The sequence below is a fragment of the Bartonella doshiae NCTC 12862 = ATCC 700133 genome (assembly GCF_000278155.1).
In the GTDB taxonomy this organism is placed as follows: Bacteria; Pseudomonadota; Alphaproteobacteria; order Rhizobiales; family Rhizobiaceae; genus Bartonella; species Bartonella doshiae.
Map to the genome: position 1 here is coordinate 202,469 of NZ_JH725096.1, position 19,280 is coordinate 221,748.

General features: G+C 39.3%; 19 protein-coding genes. 13 read left to right on the plus strand and 6 right to left on the minus strand.

The features are described from left to right. Positions 1–54: 54 nt before the first annotated feature. From MCS_RS05620 to MCS_RS08135, 3 genes are all read left to right on the plus strand, one after another. On the plus strand, positions 55–1,755 hold the full coding sequence (locus MCS_RS05620; RefSeq protein WP_004856310.1) for a heparinase II/III family protein: 1,701 nt from the start codon (positions 55–57) through the stop codon (positions 1,753–1,755). Positions 1,756–1,928: 173 nt separating this feature from the next. Beyond that, positions 1,929–3,545 carry a bifunctional phosphoribosylaminoimidazolecarboxamide formyltransferase/IMP cyclohydrolase gene (purH, locus tag MCS_RS05625; RefSeq protein ID WP_004856311.1) on the plus strand — a complete coding sequence of 539 codons (1,617 nt, stop codon included), beginning with the start codon at positions 1,929–1,931 and terminating at the stop codon, positions 3,543–3,545. Between the two features lie 164 nt (positions 3,546–3,709). Further along, positions 3,710–3,862: a DUF1127 domain-containing protein gene (locus MCS_RS08135; RefSeq protein ID WP_004856312.1), complete on the plus strand. Its 153-nt coding sequence runs from the start codon at positions 3,710–3,712 to the stop codon at positions 3,860–3,862. A gap of 300 nt (positions 3,863–4,162) precedes the next feature. On the opposite strand, the gene MCS_RS05635 is transcribed toward MCS_RS08135, so the two are convergent. Continuing rightward, complete coding sequence (locus MCS_RS05635; protein WP_004856313.1) at positions 4,163–4,954, minus strand: SURF1 family protein; 792 nt, start codon at positions 4,952–4,954, stop codon at positions 4,163–4,165. Positions 4,955–5,233: 279 nt separating this feature from the next. Between MCS_RS05635 and rpmB the strand changes: the two genes are divergently transcribed. Further along, complete coding sequence (gene rpmB / locus MCS_RS05640) at positions 5,234–5,539, plus strand: 50S ribosomal protein L28 (protein ID WP_004856314.1); 306 nt, start codon at positions 5,234–5,236, stop codon at positions 5,537–5,539. Positions 5,540–5,640: 101 nt separating this feature from the next. Further along, the gene (locus MCS_RS05645) at positions 5,641–6,327 is read left to right on the plus strand and encodes a queuosine precursor transporter (protein ID WP_004856315.1); all 687 of its coding nucleotides are present in this window, start codon (positions 5,641–5,643) and stop codon (positions 6,325–6,327) included. A 158-nt stretch (positions 6,328–6,485) separates the two neighbouring features. On the opposite strand, the gene cobT is transcribed toward MCS_RS05645, so the two are convergent. The 3 genes from cobT to MCS_RS05660 form a co-directional block, all read right to left on the minus strand. After that, positions 6,486–8,384: a cobaltochelatase subunit CobT gene (cobT, locus tag MCS_RS05650; protein WP_004856316.1), complete on the minus strand. Its 1,899-nt coding sequence runs from the start codon at positions 8,382–8,384 to the stop codon at positions 6,486–6,488. Positions 8,385–8,399: 15 nt separating this feature from the next. Next, on the minus strand, positions 8,400–9,386 hold the full coding sequence (gene cobS / locus MCS_RS05655; RefSeq protein ID WP_024864155.1) for a cobaltochelatase subunit CobS: 987 nt from the start codon (positions 9,384–9,386) through the stop codon (positions 8,400–8,402). 429 nt (positions 9,387–9,815) lie between these two features. Then, on the minus strand, positions 9,816–10,436 hold the full coding sequence (locus MCS_RS05660; RefSeq protein WP_004856318.1) for a J domain-containing protein: 621 nt from the start codon (positions 10,434–10,436) through the stop codon (positions 9,816–9,818). 127 nt (positions 10,437–10,563) lie between these two features. Between MCS_RS05660 and MCS_RS05665 the strand changes: the two genes are divergently transcribed. Beyond that, on the plus strand, positions 10,564–10,836 hold the full coding sequence (locus MCS_RS05665) for a BolA family protein (RefSeq protein WP_004856319.1): 273 nt from the start codon (positions 10,564–10,566) through the stop codon (positions 10,834–10,836). Positions 10,837–10,862: 26 nt separating this feature from the next. On the opposite strand, the gene MCS_RS05670 is transcribed toward MCS_RS05665, so the two are convergent. Next, the gene (locus MCS_RS05670) at positions 10,863–11,831 is read right to left on the minus strand and encodes a tyrosine recombinase XerC (RefSeq protein WP_004856320.1); all 969 of its coding nucleotides are present in this window, start codon (positions 11,829–11,831) and stop codon (positions 10,863–10,865) included. A gap of 2 nt (positions 11,832–11,833) precedes the next feature. Next, positions 11,834–12,652, minus strand: coding sequence for a SapC family protein (locus MCS_RS05675; RefSeq protein WP_004856321.1), 819 nt, complete (start codon positions 12,650–12,652; stop codon positions 11,834–11,836). 130 nt (positions 12,653–12,782) lie between these two features. On the opposite strand from MCS_RS05675, the gene rimM reads away from it, so the two are divergent. From rimM to MCS_RS05710, 7 genes are all read left to right on the plus strand, one after another. Next, positions 12,783–13,367: a ribosome maturation factor RimM gene (rimM, locus tag MCS_RS05680; RefSeq protein ID WP_004856322.1), complete on the plus strand. Its 585-nt coding sequence runs from the start codon at positions 12,783–12,785 to the stop codon at positions 13,365–13,367. Then, positions 13,364–14,062, plus strand: a complete 699-nt coding sequence (gene trmD / locus MCS_RS05685) for a tRNA (guanosine(37)-N1)-methyltransferase TrmD (protein ID WP_004856323.1) — start codon at positions 13,364–13,366, stop codon at positions 14,060–14,062. The genes rimM and trmD overlap by 4 nt, the downstream gene beginning before the upstream one ends. 207 nt (positions 14,063–14,269) lie before the next feature. Next, positions 14,270–14,710: a 50S ribosomal protein L19 gene (rplS, locus tag MCS_RS05690; protein ID WP_004856324.1), complete on the plus strand. Its 441-nt coding sequence runs from the start codon at positions 14,270–14,272 to the stop codon at positions 14,708–14,710. Positions 14,711–15,323: 613 nt separating this feature from the next. Beyond that, the gene (gene sdhC / locus MCS_RS05695; protein ID WP_004856325.1) at positions 15,324–15,725 is read left to right on the plus strand and encodes a succinate dehydrogenase, cytochrome b556 subunit; all 402 of its coding nucleotides are present in this window, start codon (positions 15,324–15,326) and stop codon (positions 15,723–15,725) included. Between the two features lie 18 nt (positions 15,726–15,743). Further along, on the plus strand, positions 15,744–16,130 hold the full coding sequence (gene sdhD / locus MCS_RS05700; protein WP_004856326.1) for a succinate dehydrogenase, hydrophobic membrane anchor protein: 387 nt from the start codon (positions 15,744–15,746) through the stop codon (positions 16,128–16,130). A gap of 4 nt (positions 16,131–16,134) precedes the next feature. Then, on the plus strand, positions 16,135–17,979 hold the full coding sequence (sdhA, locus tag MCS_RS05705; protein ID WP_004856327.1) for a succinate dehydrogenase flavoprotein subunit: 1,845 nt from the start codon (positions 16,135–16,137) through the stop codon (positions 17,977–17,979). A 14-nt stretch (positions 17,980–17,993) separates the two neighbouring features. After that, positions 17,994–18,773, plus strand: coding sequence for a succinate dehydrogenase iron-sulfur subunit (locus tag MCS_RS05710; protein WP_004856328.1), 780 nt, complete (start codon positions 17,994–17,996; stop codon positions 18,771–18,773). The last annotated feature ends 507 nt before the right edge of the window (positions 18,774–19,280 follow it).

Sequence of the window (19,280 nt, forward strand, 5' to 3'; positions counted from 1 at the left end):
TTTACTAAAATAGCCGAAATTGTGCGTAATTGAAACAGACACGGAGATGTAATTGTGGCTATTGCAGTAATGGGTGTTCAGGTAAAAGCATCAAGCTTTGTGCATACAGCGCACCAATTTATGCGGCGTTTATGGGTAGGACCTTTGTTTCGTTGGCGGTTTTCTGGATTTCGTCCCCATAAAATTTTAGCTTATCCTATTGATTTGCATCTCGCTGATCCAGCAATGGCGCATGAATTTTATCATGGTCGTTTTTCTTTTGCTGGTCATGTTGTCCATTCTGGTGCTGTTTCACCTTTTTCGTTAACTCCACCAGCGCCGGATTGGGAGGCGGCCCTTCATGATTTTCATTGGTTGCGCCATATGACAGCTGCTGGGAGTGATTTGGCGGTGGCGCATGCGCGTTCTCTTTTAGAAGATTGGCTTGACCATAATGGCAAAAAAGTAAAAGGGCTTCCTTGGAGTGGTCCTGTTGTGGCACGGCGATTGATCTCGTGGATTTGTCATGCACGAATGCTGTTGGCAGGAGCAAGTGAGCGCTTTGAAAAACGTTTTTTGCGTGCTCTTGGTTTTCAGTTTCGTTACTTGCGTACAACCATTTATAGTATGGAAAATAATGGTCAACGTTTACAAGCAGCAGCAGCTTTGACATTTGCTTCTCTCGCTTTGCCTGTTTCTACAGCAATGAAGAAAAAGGTGCAAACTTTTCTCATACAAGAGCTTTCACAGCAAATTTTACTAGACGGTGGTCATATTTCGCGTAGTCCTGCGCTTTTACTGAGCTTATTATCAGACTTATTGTCTTTGCGTCATCTTTTCATGCGCAGTAATGAAACAGCACCACGTATTCTCATCGATTCTGTTGAACGTATGTTGCCAGCTTTGCGGTTTTTTATCCATGAAGATCAAACCTTGGCACATTTTAATGGGGTTGGTCCACTTGTGCCAGCGCACTTGTCAGCACTTTTAAAATTTGATGAAACGGAAGGGCATCCTTTTAGTTATGCACGGTATTCGGGGTTTCAACGTTTACAAGCTAATCAAACGACAGTGCTTGCAGATACAGGAAAGTTTCCTCCACATTCCGTTGCAGAACATGCTTGTTCTGGGTGTTTGTCTTTTGAAATGTCTTCACAGGGAAATCGTTTTATTATCAATACAGGTGTTCATTCTTACGGGGGTGAGGCATATCGAGATTTCGGGCGTGTTACTGCGGCGCATTCAACGGCAACAATTAATGATTGTTCAGTGGGTGTTTTTCGTAAAAAAAAGAAAAATAGTCCTTCCTTTTTGCTTGAGGGACCAACAGATGTTAAAGTGCAACGTATAGATGACTCAGCAAAGATCGGTTTTATTGCAAGCCATAATGGTTATGTCCATTCTTTTAATCTTGTTCATGAGCGTGGTCTCATTTTATCGACAGATGGGGCAATGATTGAAGGGTTTGACCGCTTTTTTATGCCAAACAAAGAGGGAGCAAAGAGACGTAAGGGGGGTATGCAAAGTGAAAAAAATAATGTTGCCGTCCGGTTTCATCTTCATCCGCAGGTTCAAGTCAATTACGATGGTAAGCGTGTTCGTTTAGCCGTGGGAGATAAGCAAGTGTGGTATTTTATATCGCCTGACGTGGATATTTGTCTCGAAGATTCAATCGATTTTGCTGAATTAACAGGTCCGCAACGTACACAACAGATTGTTTTGTATTTTTGTCCTGCATCACAAGAAAAGGTTCGTTGGCGTTTTATTCGTCAATAGATGGAGTTATGAGATAATTTTTGATAACATAGATAAAATAAAAGGAAAGCTCTACTTTATTTGTTAAAATTAAAGACATTTCATCCTTTCAGTATATTTTGATAATAATGTATGTTATGAATTTATCTGTTCGCTTCTCTTAAATTTTTAACCATTTTTTTAGGGTTTCTGTTATGGGTGTTGTTGCAAAAAATTTTCCCATACCTGATTTTCATCGGGTCCGTCGCGTTCTTCTTTCAGTGTCTGATAAAACGGGTGTTGTTGCATTTGCACAAGCACTTCATGCTTATGGTGCTGAATTGATTTCAACAGGAGGAACAGCTAAGACTTTAATTAATGTTGGCTTACCGGTAAAAGATGTTGCTGAAGTTACAGGGTTTCCGGAAATAATGGATGGGCGGGTTAAAACGCTTCATCCTTTGATTCATGGTGCTTTATTAGGGGTAAGAGAGGATCCAGATCATGTGGCTGCTATGGAGGCATATGGTATTCATGGAATCGATCTTTTGGTGGTGAATCTTTATCCTTTTGAAGAAACTTCTCAATCAGGGGCTGATGGACAAACAATTCTTGAAAATATTGATATTGGTGGGCCGGCAATGATCCGCGCTGCAGCAAAAAACCATGCTTACACTGGTGTTGTAACAGCTGTGAGTGATTATGATTTGGTTCTTGCTGAATTAAAGCAGCATGATGGGTGTTTAAGTTTTCTTACACGGCGTCAGTTAGCCATGCGTGCTTACGCACGTACAGCTGCTTATGATGCGGCGATAGCGGCATGGTTCGCACAGGATTTAAAAATTGAAACACCAGATTGGCAGAGTTTTTCTGGTCATCTTAGCAGTATTATGCGTTATGGAGAAAATCCGCATCAACAAGCGGCATTTTATCGCAATAGCGATAAGCGTTTTGGTGTTGCAACAGCTAAACTTTTGCAAGGCAAAGCACTCTCTTATAACAATATAAATGATACAGATGCGGCGTTTGAATTGGTTGCAGAATTTGATCCTCAAAGAACTGCTGCTGTTGCTCTTATTAAACATGCGAATCCTTGTGGTGTTGCGGAAGGAAAGAGTTTAAAAGAAGCTTATTTAAAAGCTCTTATGTGTGATAATGTATCAGCATTTGGTGGTATTATTGCTTTGAATCAATCTCTGGATGAAGAATGTGCTGAAGAGATTATCAAAATTTTTACTGAAGTGATTATTGCTCCTGATGCAACAATGGCTGCGCGTGAAATCATTGCACAAAAGAAAAATCTTCGTTTGTTAATTACAGGTGGTTTACCTAATCCACGATGTGGAGGACTTATTGCTAAAACGCTTGCAGGGGGAATGTTAGTGCAATCACGTGATAATATGGTTGTTGATGATCTTAAATTGCAAGTAGTGACAAAACGAGCACCAAGTCAAAATGAAATGCGGGATCTTCTTTTTGCTTTTCGCGTGGTGAAACATGTCAAGTCAAATGCTATTGTTTATGCAAAAGATAGTGCGACAGTTGGAATTGGTGCGGGACAGATGAGTCGTATAGATTCAGCAAAAATTGCTGCACGCAAGGCTGAAGAAAGTGCGCAAAGAGCGGGTTTAACAGAACCTCTTACGAAAGGAGCTGTAGTTGCATCAGATGCATTCTTTCCTTTTGCAGATGGTTTATTAGCTGCTGCTGAAGCTGGTGTAACAGCAGTTATTCAACCAGGAGGATCCATGCGTGATGAAGAAGTTATTGCAGCAGCTGATGCGCAGGGTTTAGCTATGGTTTTTACTGGTGTGCGGCATTTTCGCCATTAAGTACTATCTTCATTTTTGCTATTGATTCTTTTTAACGGTGTAGAAGTTCAAAGCGGGGCCGTGCTATGTGCGCACGTCAGTTATGCAGTTATAGCACACCTTTTTTTTGTATTTTGCTCTATCTTACGCCCAGAGAATGTAACCTAAAGATTTTGGATAAAGACATGAATATTCTGCGTGCTTATCGTAATTGGCGTCGTTATCGTCGTACAGTTAATGCATTGAGTCATCTTTCAACGTATGAGCTCTATGATCTTGGCATTTATCGCGGCGATATTGATTCAATAGCATGGCATTATTCTCATAAATCTCTCTAAGATTTGTTTGTAAGAGCTTTGTTTATTAGAAGAGGGGGGGGTGTGTTGATTAGATATTCTTCTTCTCATTTTTGATGCAGCAAATAAAGGAACAGCATACAGCAAAGTAAGAAACATGTATAAAGAGCTTATTTACGTGTGTTTACTTTTCTGTGTATTATTGGTTGTTTCTTTTTCTTAAAAAATGCGAGAATGTGTAACATACCGACGTGGTGGTGCAGGGGGTGTGAGATTGTGCGTACTTCTTAAAGTAAGATTATTTCATGATCTATCTATTTCACAGGGTGGAATAGTTTGTTTTTATCTTTTTTGCCGTAACAGGAGAAGAGAGGCTGCTAAGATTCCTGCGGCTAAAGTAAACCATGTGATAGCGTAGATAAGATGGTTGTTGCGAAAGTGTATAACGGTTAAACCAGCAATAGGAAGCTTTTTCTGTGTGTCTGTTTTTTTTCCGGCATCAATAAAATAAGGAGCAACAGTCGACAAACTAAGCTCAAGCTTTTGTGCCATAGCGGGGATTTCGCGTGTGTACCATATATTGTGATCAGGATTGTTTTTACGCGGAAAAACCCCGTTTTTTTCACTCATGCGTAACAAACCTATGATTGTAGTTTGTTCCGTGTTCAGAGCAGAATATTGATGTGTGGGAGCATTTGTGTGTAATTCCTCTGTGGATTGAAAATCATTGCGGGCATCCATGGGAATAAAACCACGATTCACAAAAGTCAGTGTATTATCAGTTGTTTGTAAAGGTGTCAAAACCCAGTAGCCAGTAGTATTTTGAGCAACAGTAGTAACTAAAATATTTTTATCGGTCAGGAATTTTCCCGTGATGATGACAGGCCGATATTCATCTTTTTCAAAAGTGACATGCGCCCATTGATTTTGTGGTGGTGCTTTGACAGGAGACAAATGAACACGTTGGTTAGCGCTGGTGATAAGGTTTGTTTTCCAGTTTAATCGGTGTATTTGCCACACACCAAGTGCACTAAAGAGAAGAAAAAAACAGATACATAAGGCACCAAACAGAAGTGAAGAAAAATTGATGTGCTTTTTTTGAAGCTCCGTCATGGGATTATCTGTTTGGTTCATGATTAACGCTTCCTTTTTTATACAGTAAGCTCCTTTTTAACATGGTGTTGCCTAAAAAAAAATGTTTTATACGTTTTTTTGAGGATGAAGAGAGGAAAATGTACCAATAAGGGATGCAAAGGGTTTTATAAAAGACTTGACCTTTTCTTGTTAACACCCTATTAGAAACACAACTTTCTAATAATGCCCGTTCAAGGCAATGTTGCGTGCGCTTTGTGCTCGTTCTTTTTTGCGGGTGTTGGGATTTAAGAGTTTTTTTAGAGTTTAAAGGTGAATTTCATGTCTCGTGCCTGCGAATTGACAGGAAAAACGGTTCAGTATGGCAATAATGTGAGCCATGCAAACAATAAAACGCGTCGTCGTTTTTTACCAAATCTTTGCAATGTAACTTTGATTTCAGAGGTGTTACAACAAAGTTATCGTTTGCGTATTTCAGCAAATGCTTTGCGTTCTGTTGAGCATCGCGGTGGTCTTGATGGCTTTTTAGTTAAAGCTGATGATAAAGAGTTGTCACAACGTGCACGTTTGTTAAAACGTCAGATTCTTAAGAAAAAAGCTGAACAAGAGGTTGAGCAAGCAGCTTAGTCGCTTTTGTTTATTACAGAGTTGAATCCTTGCTCCTCATTTTTGGGGAGATCGTTTTTTGATCGTTGTATTTGATTGGTTCCATTACCCAGGTTAAAAAAATGTTCTTAATGCGCGATCCTTTATTAGAGCAGCAGAAGAAAAGTTATATTGTTTTTTCTGTTTTTACGATGTGCCTTGCTGTGACTGCTTCTAATATCTTAGTTCAGTATCCTGTTTATTTATTTGGTCTAAATGAACTTCTGACTTATGGTGCTTTTACCTATCCGTTTGCTTTTTTGATCAATGATTTGACTAATCGTTTTTATGGTCCGGCTGCGGCGCGGCGTGTGGTGTATGCAGGTTTTGTTGCTGGTGTTTTTGTGTCTTGGATCTTGGCTACACCGCGGCTTGCGATTGCGTCTAGTTCGGCCTTTTTATTTGGACAGTTAATCGATATTTTCGTTTTTACTCCTTTGCGACGTAAAACATGGTGGAAAGCGCCTTTAGCAGCAGCATTGGTTGGTTCGGCTTTGGATACAATTTTGTTTTTTGCTCTTGCTTTTTCGAGCACTTTTGCATTTATCGATCAGATGACAGGGTATACTGATAGTTCAATTGTGGAAAGTACTGTTTTTTGGGGGTTTGAGGTTTCTGTTTGGCTCTCACTTGCTTTTGGTGATTTTTTTGTAAAAATTATTATGAGCTTGTTTATGCTGGTTCCTTATAGAACAGTTCTCAGCGCTGTGAAGATTCCTCTTTATCAAGATCATGCAAAAGATGATTCGTTTTTTGTTTGTAACAAATAATATTCTTGATCCTTTATGTTCTAAATGAGACAAGATTTCTACTATATCCTTATGAAGAAGCGAGTTGACATCATCATTATATTTGTTAGCTCTCAACGGTTATTGCAATATTGGGAGCTGGAAAATACAGTTCAACATGCTGATTAGACAGAATTTTCTTAAAATCTTTTATAAGAAGAGGGCTTTTTAATACTGAAAAGTGCTTCTAGTTGTTTTGTTATAGCATCAGCAAGTTCTTCAGCATTCATAATAGTTACAGCGCGTTGATAATAACGTGTAACGTCATGACCAATTCCAATGGCAATCAGTTCTACAGGTGAGTATGTTTGGATTTCTTGAATCACAGCGCGCAAATGCTTTTCAAGATAATTGCTAGAATTAACAGAGAGTGTTGAATCGTCAACAGGGGCACCATCAGAAATGACCATGAGAATACGACGTTGTTCACGTCGTGATAAAAGACGTTGATGTGCCCAAATAAGTGCTTCACCATCGATATTCTCTTTCAGCAAGCCTTCTTGCATCATAAGACCTAAATTGCGTCGGGCGCGACGCCATGGTGTATCAGCGCTTTTATAGATAATATGACACAAATCATTAAGACGTCCAGGATGGCTTGGCTTTTGTTGTGCAAGCCACTGTTCGCGAGATTTTCCTCCTTTCCAAGCTTTGGTGGTAAAACCTAAAATTTCAACTTTGACACCACAACGTTCAAGAGTTTGTGCCAAAATATCTGCACAACTTGCTGCAACAGTAATTGGACGTCCGCGCATTGAACCCGAATTATCAATGAGTAATGAAACAACCGTATCTTGAAATTGGGTATTGCTTTCCATTTTAAAAGAAAGCGGTTGCATTGGGTCAATAATAAGACGTGAGAGTCGTGATGTGTCAAGATATCCTTCCTCAAGATCAAAATTCCAACTGCGATTTTGTTGTGCCATGAGGCGGCGCTGTAAGCGGTTTGCTAAGCGTCCAACAATTTTTTGAAGATGGTAGATTTGTTTATCAAGATATTGACGCAACTGATCCAATTCGCTTTCGGAGCAAAAATTTGTTGCCTCCAAAACTTCGTCAAATTGACGGGTGAAAATTTTATAATCAGCAAGCCTTTCCAATTGTTCAGAGTCAGACAGAATATGTTTGGGTTTGCTTTGTTTTTCTTGCTGAAAGCTTTCTTGTTCTTCATTTGCTTTATCTTTGTCATTAGATTTTGTTGCTTGCGTTTTTCCTTCGTCTTGCACATCACTTTCTTGTTCAGTGGTTGTTTTCTCCTCACTTTGAGCGTGTTTTTCGTTTTTATTTTCTTCTGTATCTTGGTTTTGAGGTTCGCACTTTTCTGTTATTTTTTCGTCATTTACATTGTCGGAAGTTTCTTCTAATTGTACTGCCATCTTAAGCGCAGCAAGCATTTGACGAACGATTCGTGCAAAAGCATATTGGTTATGAATATGATATGTGAGTTCGTTCAGTTCTGCAGCAGCTTTTTGTTCAATTGTATGCCGCCATAATTCTAAAACTGCTCCAGCTTCTTTTGGGGGAGGGCGTTCTGTTATTTTTTCCCGCAATAAAAGTGCAATTGCTTCTTGGATAGGTGCTTCATTTTGGGTGCTAATCCTATGATAGTGGGCTCTTTGATATTTATCGGCAAGCATTTTATCGAGATTTTGCGCAATTCCCTCCATTGCTAAAGAGCCAATTGTTTCCACACGCGTTTGTTCAAGGGCATCAAAGACAGCCCGAGCTTCTGATTCTATTGGGGCAAATCGTGTATGAATGCGGTTATCATGCCACGCTTTGCGTAGAGCCATAGAATCGCCTAATCCGCGAGTAACACCTATTTGTTTATCTGTAGACTGTTGTGGAAGCTCCGGTAAACGTGCATAATTTCCGCTCAGTGAAGGTTTGTTATGACTAAAGGATACTTCAAGATCAGGTGTACCAGCAATTGCACGCATACAAGCAGAAAGTGCTTTTTTAAAAGCTTGAGAATCAAAATGATTAGTGGGAGAGTCATTTTTCAGAATTTGGCTATTGTCGCCCGCTGCTGCGGTCATGATTAACGTATTCCCTTAAGGTAAAACACATTGGGTCGGTGATTCTGGAAGCTCTTGTCCAAAGGCACGTTGATAAAATTCTGCAACAGTTGCACGTTCTAATTCATCACATTTATTGAGAAAGGTTAAACGAAAGGCAAAACCAACATCTTGAAAAATTGTGCTGTTTTCTGCCCAAGTAATGACAGTACGTGGGCTCATCACTGTTGAAAGATCTCCATTGATAAAAGATTTACGTACCATATCAGCAACATGCACCATTTGCGAAATTATTTTTTTGTCTTCAGATGTTTGAAAAGACTTGACCTTTGAACAAATGATGTCAACTTCTTTATCGTGCGGTAAATAATTCAATATTGTTACAATAGACCAGCGGTCCATTTGGGCTTGGTTGATTTGTTGGGTGCCATGATAGAGCCCTGTTGTATCGCCGAGACCAATGGTATTTGCTGTTGCAAAAAGACGAAATGCTGGATGAGGAGAAATGACACGGCTTTGATCAAGTAAGCTCAGCCGTCCAGAAGTTTCAAGAACACGTTGAATGACAAACATAACATCGGGGCGACCTGCGTCGTACTCATCAAAAACAAGAGCAATATTATTTTGATAAGCCCATGGCAATATACCCTCTTTAAATTCAGTGATTTGTAGTCCATCTTTTAAAACAATGGCATCTTTTCCTATAAGATCGATGCGGCTAACGTGACTGTCAAGATTAATTCGAATACAGGGCCAATTGAGACGTGCTGCAACTTGTTCGATATGTGTCGATTTACCGGTGCCGTGATAACCAGCAACCATAACACGGCGATTAAATGCAAAACCTGCGAGAAGTGCTAAAGTAGTTTGCTTATCAAAAAGATAATCGGGATCTTTCTCAGGGACATGGGGGCTTTTTGTGCTAAAAGCGGGCACTTTCATATCTGTATCAATATTAAACAGATCACGAGCGCAGACTGTGATATCAGGCATATTTTCGACTATAATTTTTGTTTTTGTCATTGTATTTTTGGAAGAGAAAGTACGCTGTTTATTTTTATTCGCTGAAAAACGATACAAGAGTTGGAGCACTTATGCAATGCTCTATAATGGGAGTCTTGAATTTGAAAGAGACTTTATCATGTATTTTGCAATTTTATCTGTTGCAGTGCCGTAAAACGTTGTCTTTTAGAACGGTAGTGTATAGTACATCTATGCATCTTAAAATACAATATTATCTCTAATCGAATGTAGAGTAGTGAAGCTGAACAGAATATTTAGGGCAGGACTTGCCCATAGAGCCTGCGCGTATATTACATCAAGGGGTAAACAATAGGGAATCCATAGAGGCAAGTCAAATGGGATTGGTAGGAATCTTCGTTCTTTAGAGTAGAGAGAAGGTCAAAATATGATCGTATGAGTAATAAGGTGTTCTGTGAAACCATATCTTTTTTAGCAGAGACCAGATTTTTTTAATAGATTATAAGCGTTAAGAACATCGCGAAAACGCTCTTCTGAAGAACGGTTTCCACCATTAGCATCAGGATGATGTCTTTTAACCAGCTCTTTATATTTTGTTTTGATGTCTTCAGCGGAAGCGTTTGCTTGTAATCCTAATGTATCAAAAGCTTTGGCTTCTAAGGGTTTTAATTTTCGTGAAGAAGTATTACTCGTATGACGTTGGGTAAATAATGTGAATGGATCACGCACACGGTTTTGATACGCAGCCGTTCCAGAGCGGATTTTGGCATAGTTAGCAGATGTTTTTTTTGATATGCCATTGCTCAGATCAGTAGGCCATGTTGGACGATGTCCTGTGAGGGCATCCTTTTGGAATTTTGCAATATCTTTATCACTTAGGCCCGAGAAGTAATTAAAATTTTTATTATAAGCACGCACATGATCAATACAGAAGTATAAATATTGCCCTTCATGATTGCGTCCTGCTGGTGCTTTATGGGATCCAGCTTTTTCACAACCTTCCCATTGACACTGTTGTGCTTGTGATTCACTCTGCTCTTTTTTATTTGCACTGATTCTAATTGAATCAAATAATTTAGATGTTATTGTCATATCTTTGGTTTATGCAAAATCAATCGATTTGACAAGAATTGACTTTTGAAAAATTTGTTTTCACATGCATTTGGTTATGAAAAAGAGGCATTATAATACTCATTTTGTGAAGGAATAAAAAATATCTATGACAATTCAAATGATTATCAGTATGAAACTTCAGGATGCTTTTCATCCGCGGAATCTTGAGGTGATTAACGAAAGTCATCTTCATGCTGGGCATCCTCATGATGAGCATGCTTTTGATGGTAAAGGAGAAACACATTTTCGCGTGAAAATGCTTTCTTCTGCTTTTTCAGGCATGACGCGTGTGGAAATACATCGGGCTATTTATCAAGTTTTACAAAAAGAGTTAGCAACTTGTGTTCATGCTTTGGCACTTGAAGTTGAAGCTGTCTAATGTGTTGTAATTTATGCAAAAGTTTTTTAGGCACGCGGGTGCGCTTTTTGATAAATTTCTAACAAGAGGTTTGTATCAACGTGTGTGTAGATTTGTGTGGTGGATAAGCTAGCGTGGCCGAGAAGTTCTTGAATGGTGCGCAAATCTCCTCCACGTGACAAAAGATGGGTAGCAAAAGAATGGCGCAATGTATGGGGAGTGGCATTTTCTGGTAAACCAAGAATTATACGTAAGTTTCGCACAGCGCGTTGAATAATTGCTGGCTGCAAAGGGCCACCGCGGGCACCACGGAACATTGGTTGGTTGTCCACTAAAGGATATGGGCAACATGTGAGATAATTTTGTACAGTTTCGTAAACAATTTTTATGAGGGGAACTAGGCGCGTTTTTCCACCTTTTCCAATTACAAATAAACTTGTCTTTTCAGGATCAGAAAATTGCTCTGGTGTGAGTGCTAAAGCTTCTGATATTCGCATTCCGCAGCCATAAAGAAGCATTAAGACAGCCGCATTCCGAGCGGTGATCCATGGTTCATTTTCTTGTTGATTTTCTTGTTTGACGATATGAAGCGCTGATGTGATTGCTAAAGGTTTCGGTAGCGATTTTGGGTGTTTTGGGGTTCGGACAAGTTTAGAGGCAGGTATGCTGACGATTCCTTCGCGTGATAAATAGTTGAAAAAAGAACGCAGTCCCGCCATGCCTCGGCTTAAAGAGCGTGCGCTTATATTATGTGCACGGCGATAAGCTAAGTATGCACGTAAATCAATTACGCGCAAATTGGCGAGATCATCAAAGGTTGATTCGTGCCCTAAATGCTGACAGAGAAAAAACAAAAACTGTCGTGTATCTTGTTCATAAGCTTGCGCTGTTTTAATGGACATACGACGTGTTTGTACAAGACTATCAAGCCAGCTTTTTCTCGCAGATAAAACAGCTTGATTCGCTGGAATGAGAAAAACATCTTTGTCTTTTCTCTTGTCACTTTTTACGGACATTTCTAGTTGAGTGTCTCTTTCTTGTTCTGCTGTTCGTCATCAGTGTGATTATTGTCTTGGAACTGCTCTTCAGGATTGATAATATGCTTTTCACCTTTTATAGAGAGTATCTTTAAAAGATTATGTGTTGACATGAGATGTGCAAAAATTAACCCTAAAAAGCCATTTTTATGCAATTTTGCAAGCTGGCTAGCAGATAATTTATTCAGTTTTTCTTCATCAACCACCCAGAAATTTTCCAATTGCGCTGAAAGACCTTTGTCATTTTTCACATTGATTGATTTTTGACTGAGAAGATCCATTGCCACAAGAGCATCAATAAATTCAGCGGTTTTCTCCATAGCGATTTTAAAGCTTTCAAGAAAACGAATACGCTCTTCCATGAAAGGAGAAATAGAACCATCTGAATTGAAAAGTTCTGTGCCTGAAACTTCATTAAACATGCCTGATTGCGGATCAAAGCAAACAGAAAGCTCTTTTTCATCTTGCAGTTGTGCAAGTACGAAAGGATAGCGACGGACAAAAGCTGGGAGGTATGTATTTTGTTTCCAACTTTTATCAGAGGAAATGTAATCATTTTCGTCATTAGAAAGACCTACAAGAGCAGCAGATGTATAGTGCTTTTTCTTTTGCTCGTCTTCTGCGCACATAAACAAAATTGGATAGTCTAGCGCAGCTTGAAAATATTCACTACTTGCCAAAGGAACCCAATGCGTATCTTTGGCAAAAGACATATCATTTGGAGGAGAAAATTTTAGATTTTTATGAGAAACTTTATTAATAGGGATAATATCTTTATAAAAGAGCATAATATTTGCCATACGACTTTTCCTTTGTATTAATTTGTTTTGTTACCAAGAAAGGTCTTTTGAGAAGATTTTTATATGGCAACAAGATTGAGTAGAAAATTATGAAATTCTAGGAATCGTTTTTAGAAAACGACATTTTTACATGGAACATAATAGAAAAAAGCTTAAAAATAAAGTCTATCTTGCCATTATTGCTTCAGCCCATGGCATAAAAGGGGATGTTTTGGTTAAAGTTTTTGGTACTGAGCCACAGCGTTTAAAGGCTTACGGTATTCTTTATGATGAAATGGGACGTTCTTATGAAATTTTAACTCTTCGTGTGCAAAAAAGTAATGCGATCGTCCGTTTTAAAGGAATTCAAGAGCGAAATACTGCTGAAGCTTTAAAGGGGACTCGCCTTTACATTGCACGTGATCAATTGATTGATGATTTGACAGAGGATGAATTTTACCAAGTTGATTTAATAGGACTTCGTGTTCAAGATTGTGTCGGTCAAATATTAGGTGAAGTAAGAAGTTTTTTTAATTTTGGAGCTGGTGATTTACTTGAAGTGCGTTTAGAAGCGGGCAAAACTGTGCTCATTCCGTTTAGCAAGGCGGCAGTGCCAGAAGTTTGTATTCCTTCTGGATTTCTTGTTGTTGATCCAGTGGCAGCCGGTTTGCTCAGTGACGATGAGAAAGGGAAAGAAGGAGATGATTTAGGTGAAAGAATGAGAGTGAAAAAATGAAGTTTCAAGCACGCGTTTTTACACTTTATCCTGAAATGTTTCCTGGATTTTTAGGTTATTCTCTCGCTGGGCAAGCTTTAAAGAAGGGAATATGGTCGCTGGATACCGTGCAAATTAGAGATTTTGCTTTGGATAAACACCATAGTGTTGATGATACACCAGCTGGTGGAGGTGCTGGTATGGTTATGCGAGCGGATGTTTTGGCTGCTGCTCTTGATAGCTGTCCAGATGATTCACAAAGGTTGTTGATGAGTCCGCGTGGTCGACCTTTTAATCAAACTTATGCACGTTCTTTGGCGCTTGAAGGGAGCGTAACATTGATTTGTGGGCGTTTTGAAGGTGTTGATGAACGAGTCATAGAAGCACGCCAATTAGAAGAAGTGTCCATTGGTGATTATATTCTTTCAGGTGGAGAAGCAGCAGCGTTGGTTCTTTTGGATGCCATTGTACGTCTTTTACCTGGAGTGATGGGCAATGAAGCTTCTGGAAGCTGTGAAAGTTTTGAGAATGGTTTGCTTGAACACCCTCACTATACACGTCCTTCCCTTTTTGAAGGACGCAGTATCCCACCAGTGCTGATGTCCGGTCATCATAAAGCTATCGCTGATTGGCGTCAACAACAAGCTGAGTTATTAACACGTCAACGACGCCCTGATCTTTACGCTCTGTATAAGAAAAATCGTCAGAAAACTTGATTCGTGTTATAAGATGGTGTATTGCACAACGCACTTTCTAGAGAGTTTTCTTCTAAAGAACTTTCTATGAATCCAAAAATTTAAGGGATAGTGTATTCGCTCCTGTGTAAAAAGCATAGCCTGAAGAACCTTTTTTATATTCAAAAGCTTTTTTCGGCAAGAGTTGAGCGCTCTGACTGTTCGAAAAGAACATGAAGGATGAAAGAAATGAATATTATCGCACAGCTTGAAGCTGAACAATGCGCAAAAATTGTAGCAAAACGTCAAATACCAGAATTTCAAGCAGGGGATACAGTGCGTGTTATGGTGCGTGTGACGGAAGGTACAAGGACGCGTATTCAAGCTTACGAAGGAGTATGTATTGCGCGTTCTGGCGGTGGTTTAAATGAGACTTTTACAGTGCGGAAAATTTCTTATGGAGAAGGGGTTGAGCGTGTATTTCCATTTTATTCACCTTTGATTGAAGGTGTTGAGCTTGTGCGCCGCGGTAAGGTTCGTCGGGCAAAACTTTATTATCTCCGTGGTTTAAGGGGTAAGGCAGCGCGTATCTTTGAAAAGAAAGATTATCGGAAAAAAGGTGCGCAGGCTGTTGAAGGTGTGAAAACAACAGCTGCTGTAGAGGATATTAAAACACAAACGGTCGAATAAGTGTTCTGTCTAATAAAATTTACGAAAAAGCGACTTTTGGGTCGCTTTTTTTATATCATTAATGATTTGTTTTCTTAATCAAAAGGGTTTTCGTGTTTAAAAAATATTGTAAACATCAAAAAAGATGTAGGCATTTGTTTTTTTATGATAGCGGAAATTTAAGATATTATGGGATATGAGGTTGGTCTTTAGAAGCATATTTGAGTATCATTGAAAAGACATAATAAGCTAAGTGATGTCTGCTAAAATTTACAAAAATGAATTTCACTCTATTTTTTCATGATAATTGGGATTTAAGACATGGTGTAGATTGTTATTGATCTCCAGAATTAACGATGAATATAATTCTGAAAAAATGCATGTTTATAATTGAGAAATGACGTTATACCTTTGACGCGAAGATAAAATTGTATTAAACAAGACGAGTTTTGCGTTTTTTGTGTAGAACAATCGGTTTTTTTATGCGCGACCTTTAATCCGTTATTTGAGACAACCGACCTGTAATATTGGCTTTGTTAGATGCCAAATTAAGTGGAAGCGATATTTATAACCGTTTTGTGTGCGTTTTCTCACTCATGATGCGGTTGCTGTGAAAACCAGGTCAGGATATTTTATGATAGAGACAACTAGGACAAAAGAGCGCCCTCGTTCCCCTCATATAAGTATTTATCGTTGGTCCATTACTATGGCAATGTCAATTGCGCATCGTATTACTGGTATGGCACTTTATTTCGGAATGGTATTTCTTGCTATTTGGTTGATTTCAGTTGCTTCTGGGGCTGAGATGTTTAGAACGGTTTATGAAATTTATAGTTCTTTACCAGGGCGTTGTATTTTATTCCTTTATACGCTTGCTGGGGTCCATCATATGGTTGGTGGTGTTCGCCACATTGTTTGGGATATGATGCCTTTTCTTTTGGCTAAAGAAAAGGCAACGCTAACGGCTTGGGCGACAGTGTTTATTTCTCTTGTTATTACTCTTGCGATTTGGATCATTGGGTATAGCATTGTATAGTTGGGGGTGGAGAGGAATATGAATAAAGATTTTCGGACGGAACTTGGAAAAGTACGGGGACGTGGAAGTGCCCATGAAGGAACAGGGCATTTTTGGTTACAGCGCTTGACGGGTATTATAAATTTGCCTCTTTTGGTGTTTTTTATTGTTCTTGTCCTTTCGCTCGTTGGAAAAGATTATAGCTTTGTGCGTGCGCGGCTTTCACATCCTGTTGTTGCTGTTTTAATGGGATTGCTGACTTTGTCATTTCTTTATCATATGAAACTTGGAATGCAGGTTGTTATTGAAGATTATATTCCACGTGAAGGTTTTCGGTTGTTATTTTTAGTATTGAATATTTTGTTTTGTTTTGTGTTGGGTGGTGTAATTATTTTTGCTCTTTTGAAAATTGCATTAGGGGTTTGACAATATGGTGAGCACAGGATCATCTCTGGGCGCTAAAGCAGGTAACACTCCTTATCGCTACGTGGATCATAAATTTGATGTTGTTATTGTTGGTGCTGGTGGTGCTGGTTTGCGTGCGACACTTGGTATGGCGGAGCAGGGATTAAAAACAGCCTGTATCACAAAAGTTTTTCCGACAAGGTCGCACACGGTTGCGGCGCAGGGAGGCATTGCAGCATCGCTTTCAAATATGGGGCCTGACAATTGGCAGTGGCATTTGTACGATACAGTGAAAGGGTCTGATTGGTTGGGTGATACCGATGCAATGGAATATTTGGTGCGTAATGCACCTGCTGCTGTGTACGAATTAGAACATTACGGTGTTCCTTTTTCACGTACGCAAGAAGGAAAAATTTATCAACGTCCTTTTGGTGGGCATACAACAGAGTTTGGAGAAGGGCCACCTGTTCAACGTACTTGTGCAGCAGCCGATCGTACAGGGCATGCAATTTTGCATACACTTTATGGGCAGAGCTTAAAACATAATGCACAGTTTTTTATTGAATATTTCGCACTTGATTTGATTATGACTGATGGTGTGTGCACGGGGGTTATTGCTTGGAATCTCGATGATGGTACTATACACCGTTTTTCTGCTAAAATGGTTGTTCTTGCAACTGGTGGCTATGGACGTGCTTATTTTTCGGCAACATCCGCTCATACATGTACGGGGGATGGTGGCGGGATGATCGCGCGTGCGGGGTTACCACTTCAGGATATGGAGTTTGTTCAATTTCATCCTACAGGTATTTATGGTTCTGGTTGTTTAATCACAGAGGGAGCTCGGGGTGAAGGCGGCTATTTAGTAAATTCTGAAGGTGAGCGCTTTATGGAGCGCTATGCCCCTTCCTTTAAAGATTTGGCTTCACGTGATCTTGTTTCTCGTTGTATAACGCTGGAAATTCGTGAAGGGCGTGGGGTTGGAGCGAAGAAAGATCATATTTATTTGGTTCTTAATCATATTGATCCTGCTGTATTACATGAGCGTTTGCCAGGAATTTCGGAGTCAGCACGGATTTTTGCAGGGGTTGATGTGACAAAAGAACCTATTCCTATTCTTCCAACGGTTCATTATAACATGGGTGGTATTCCTACAAATTATTATGGAGAAGTTCTCAATCCAACTGCCAATGCACCTGATTGTATTCAACCGGGTTTGATGGCAGTAGGTGAAGCAGGTTGCGCTTCTGTCCATGGAGCCAATCGCTTGGGTTCGAATTCATTGATTGATCTTGTTGTGTTTGGGCGTGCAGCTGCGATTCGTGCTGGTGAAGTAATTGATAAAGATGCAGAAATTCCACCTCTTAATGAATCAGCTGTTGACGAAATTATGGCGCGTTTTGATCGTTTACGCTTTGCTCAAGGAGGGACACCAACAGCCGTATTACGTGAAAAAATGCAGCGTACTATGCAGGAAGATGCTGCTGTCTTTCGTACGGAAGATTCTTTGAAACAAGGATGCCAAAGAATAAGTCAAATTTGGGGTGAATTATCTGATCTCAAAGTGACAGATCGTTCATTGATATGGAATTCTGATTTGGTTGAAGCATTAGAGCTTGAAAATCTCATGGCTAATGCAATTATGACTGTTTATTCAGCAGAAGCGCGTCTAGAAAGTCGGGGAGCGCATGCACGTGAAGATTATCCAGAGCGTGACGATAAAAATTGGCGTAAACATACACTTTCGCATTTATCGAAAGAAGGAAAGGTGACATTGTCGTATCGCCCTGTCCATGTGGAGCCGTTAACATCGGAAGCAGATGGTGGTATCGATTTAAAGCGCATTGCGCCTAAAAAACGCGTTTACTAAGGGGAGAATGAATTATGGTACAAATTAAGCTTCCCAAAAATTCACAAGTAAAAACTGGAAAGGTTTGGCCTAAGCCTGAAGGTGCTACACAATTAACAGAATTTCATGTTTACCGTTGGTCGCCTGATGATGAGGAAAATCCACATCTTGATACCTATTATGTGGACCGTTCAGCTTGCGGTCCAATGATTCTTGATGGGCTGTTATTTATTAAGAATCATATTGATCCGACTTTGACATTTCGTCGATCTTGTCGTGAGGGTATTTGTGGTTCCTGTGCGATGAATATTGATGGCACAAATACACTGGCTTGTACAAAAGGCATGGATGATGTGAAACATCCAATTAAAGTGTATCCTCTTCCTTCTATGCCTATAGTGAAAGATTTGGTTCCTGATTTGAAGCGCTTTTATGCGCAACATCGCGTCATTGAGCCTTGGTTGCAAACCGTTTCTCCAGAGCCTGCAAAAGAGTGGTTGCAAAGTTATGACGATCGTCAAAAAATTGATGGTCTTTATGAGTGTATTCTGTGTGCTTGTTGTCAGACATCATGTCCGAGTTATTGGTGGAATGGCGATCGTTATTTGGGACCGGCTATTCTGCTTCAAGCTTATCGCTGGATTGCTGATTCGCGTGATGAAATGTGCGGTGAGCGTCTTGATAACTTGGAAGATCCTTTTCGGCTTTATCGATGTCACACAATTATGAATTGTGCGCAAACTTGTCCAAAAGGGTTAAATCCAGCTAAAGCGATTGCTGAGATTAAAAAGCTTATGGTTGAACGCCGCCTTTAAAAATATATTGATTATTAAAAATAAGGTATGGAGCAAGAATGAAGTTTTGATGCATACTTTTTTGCTTTTTGAGGTGTTGTGCGGGTTTGTTTTGTAGAGTTTATCAAATTTCTTATGAGAATGAAAAATTATAAAAAAATAAAGCATTTTGTGTTTAGGAAAAGTTTTTAAGAAAATACATTATTGATAATAGATCAATGGTCCCGATGGTGTGATATTCTTATATGATTCAATTTAGTAGAAGTTATGCTTTATTTTTTTAATTTTATGGGTGTATAATCTCACTTTTATTTGTGAAAACAGATGACTTTAGGCTATTATTTTTATTGAGATTTGTCGATTTCTCTTAATGTACTTGTGTACATATGCACTTGTTTGAACAGATAAAAATATCTGATTATTTCTCTACATGAAAGATGGAATTTTACAGCAAATATTGATGATATAAGTAATTATTGTTTGTTGTTTATATGGTCTATCATAGGGTTATTAAAATTTTTTTATTTT

Excerpts from the sequence above, each read along its gene's own strand:
- MCS_RS05665 (WP_004856319.1), top strand. The coding sequence starts at position 10,564 with ATGACAATTCAAATGATTATCAGTATGAAACTTCAGGATGCTTTTCAT.
- MCS_RS05645 (WP_004856315.1), top strand. The coding sequence starts at position 5,641 with ATGTTCTTAATGCGCGATCCTTTATTAGAGCAGCAGAAGAAAAGTTAT.
- MCS_RS05670 (WP_004856320.1), bottom strand. The coding sequence starts at position 11,831 with ATGTCCGTAAAAAGTGACAAGAGAAAAGACAAAGATGTTTTTCTCATT.
- MCS_RS05675 (WP_004856321.1), bottom strand. The coding sequence starts at position 12,652 with ATGGCAAATATTATGCTCTTTTATAAAGATATTATCCCTATTAATAAA.
- MCS_RS05660 (WP_004856318.1), bottom strand. The coding sequence starts at position 10,436 with ATGACAATAACATCTAAATTATTTGATTCAATTAGAATCAGTGCAAAT.
- rpmB (WP_004856314.1), top strand. The coding sequence starts at position 5,234 with ATGTCTCGTGCCTGCGAATTGACAGGAAAAACGGTTCAGTATGGCAAT.
- sdhA (WP_004856327.1), top strand. The coding sequence starts at position 16,135 with ATGGTGAGCACAGGATCATCTCTGGGCGCTAAAGCAGGTAACACTCCT.
- rimM (WP_004856322.1), top strand. The coding sequence starts at position 12,783 with ATGGAACATAATAGAAAAAAGCTTAAAAATAAAGTCTATCTTGCCATT.
- purH (WP_004856311.1), top strand. The coding sequence starts at position 1,929 with ATGGGTGTTGTTGCAAAAAATTTTCCCATACCTGATTTTCATCGGGTC.
- MCS_RS05635 (WP_004856313.1), bottom strand. The coding sequence starts at position 4,954 with ATGAACCAAACAGATAATCCCATGACGGAGCTTCAAAAAAAGCACATC.
- trmD (WP_004856323.1), top strand. The coding sequence starts at position 13,364 with ATGAAGTTTCAAGCACGCGTTTTTACACTTTATCCTGAAATGTTTCCT.
- cobS (WP_024864155.1), bottom strand. The coding sequence starts at position 9,386 with ATGACAAAAACAAAAATTATAGTCGAAAATATGCCTGATATCACAGTC.
- MCS_RS05710 (WP_004856328.1), top strand. The coding sequence starts at position 17,994 with ATGGTACAAATTAAGCTTCCCAAAAATTCACAAGTAAAAACTGGAAAG.
- sdhC (WP_004856325.1), top strand. The coding sequence starts at position 15,324 with ATGATAGAGACAACTAGGACAAAAGAGCGCCCTCGTTCCCCTCATATA.
- sdhD (WP_004856326.1), top strand. The coding sequence starts at position 15,744 with ATGAATAAAGATTTTCGGACGGAACTTGGAAAAGTACGGGGACGTGGA.
- rplS (WP_004856324.1), top strand. The coding sequence starts at position 14,270 with ATGAATATTATCGCACAGCTTGAAGCTGAACAATGCGCAAAAATTGTA.
- cobT (WP_004856316.1), bottom strand. The coding sequence starts at position 8,384 with ATGACCGCAGCAGCGGGCGACAATAGCCAAATTCTGAAAAATGACTCT.
- MCS_RS08135 (WP_004856312.1), top strand. The coding sequence starts at position 3,710 with ATGAATATTCTGCGTGCTTATCGTAATTGGCGTCGTTATCGTCGTACA.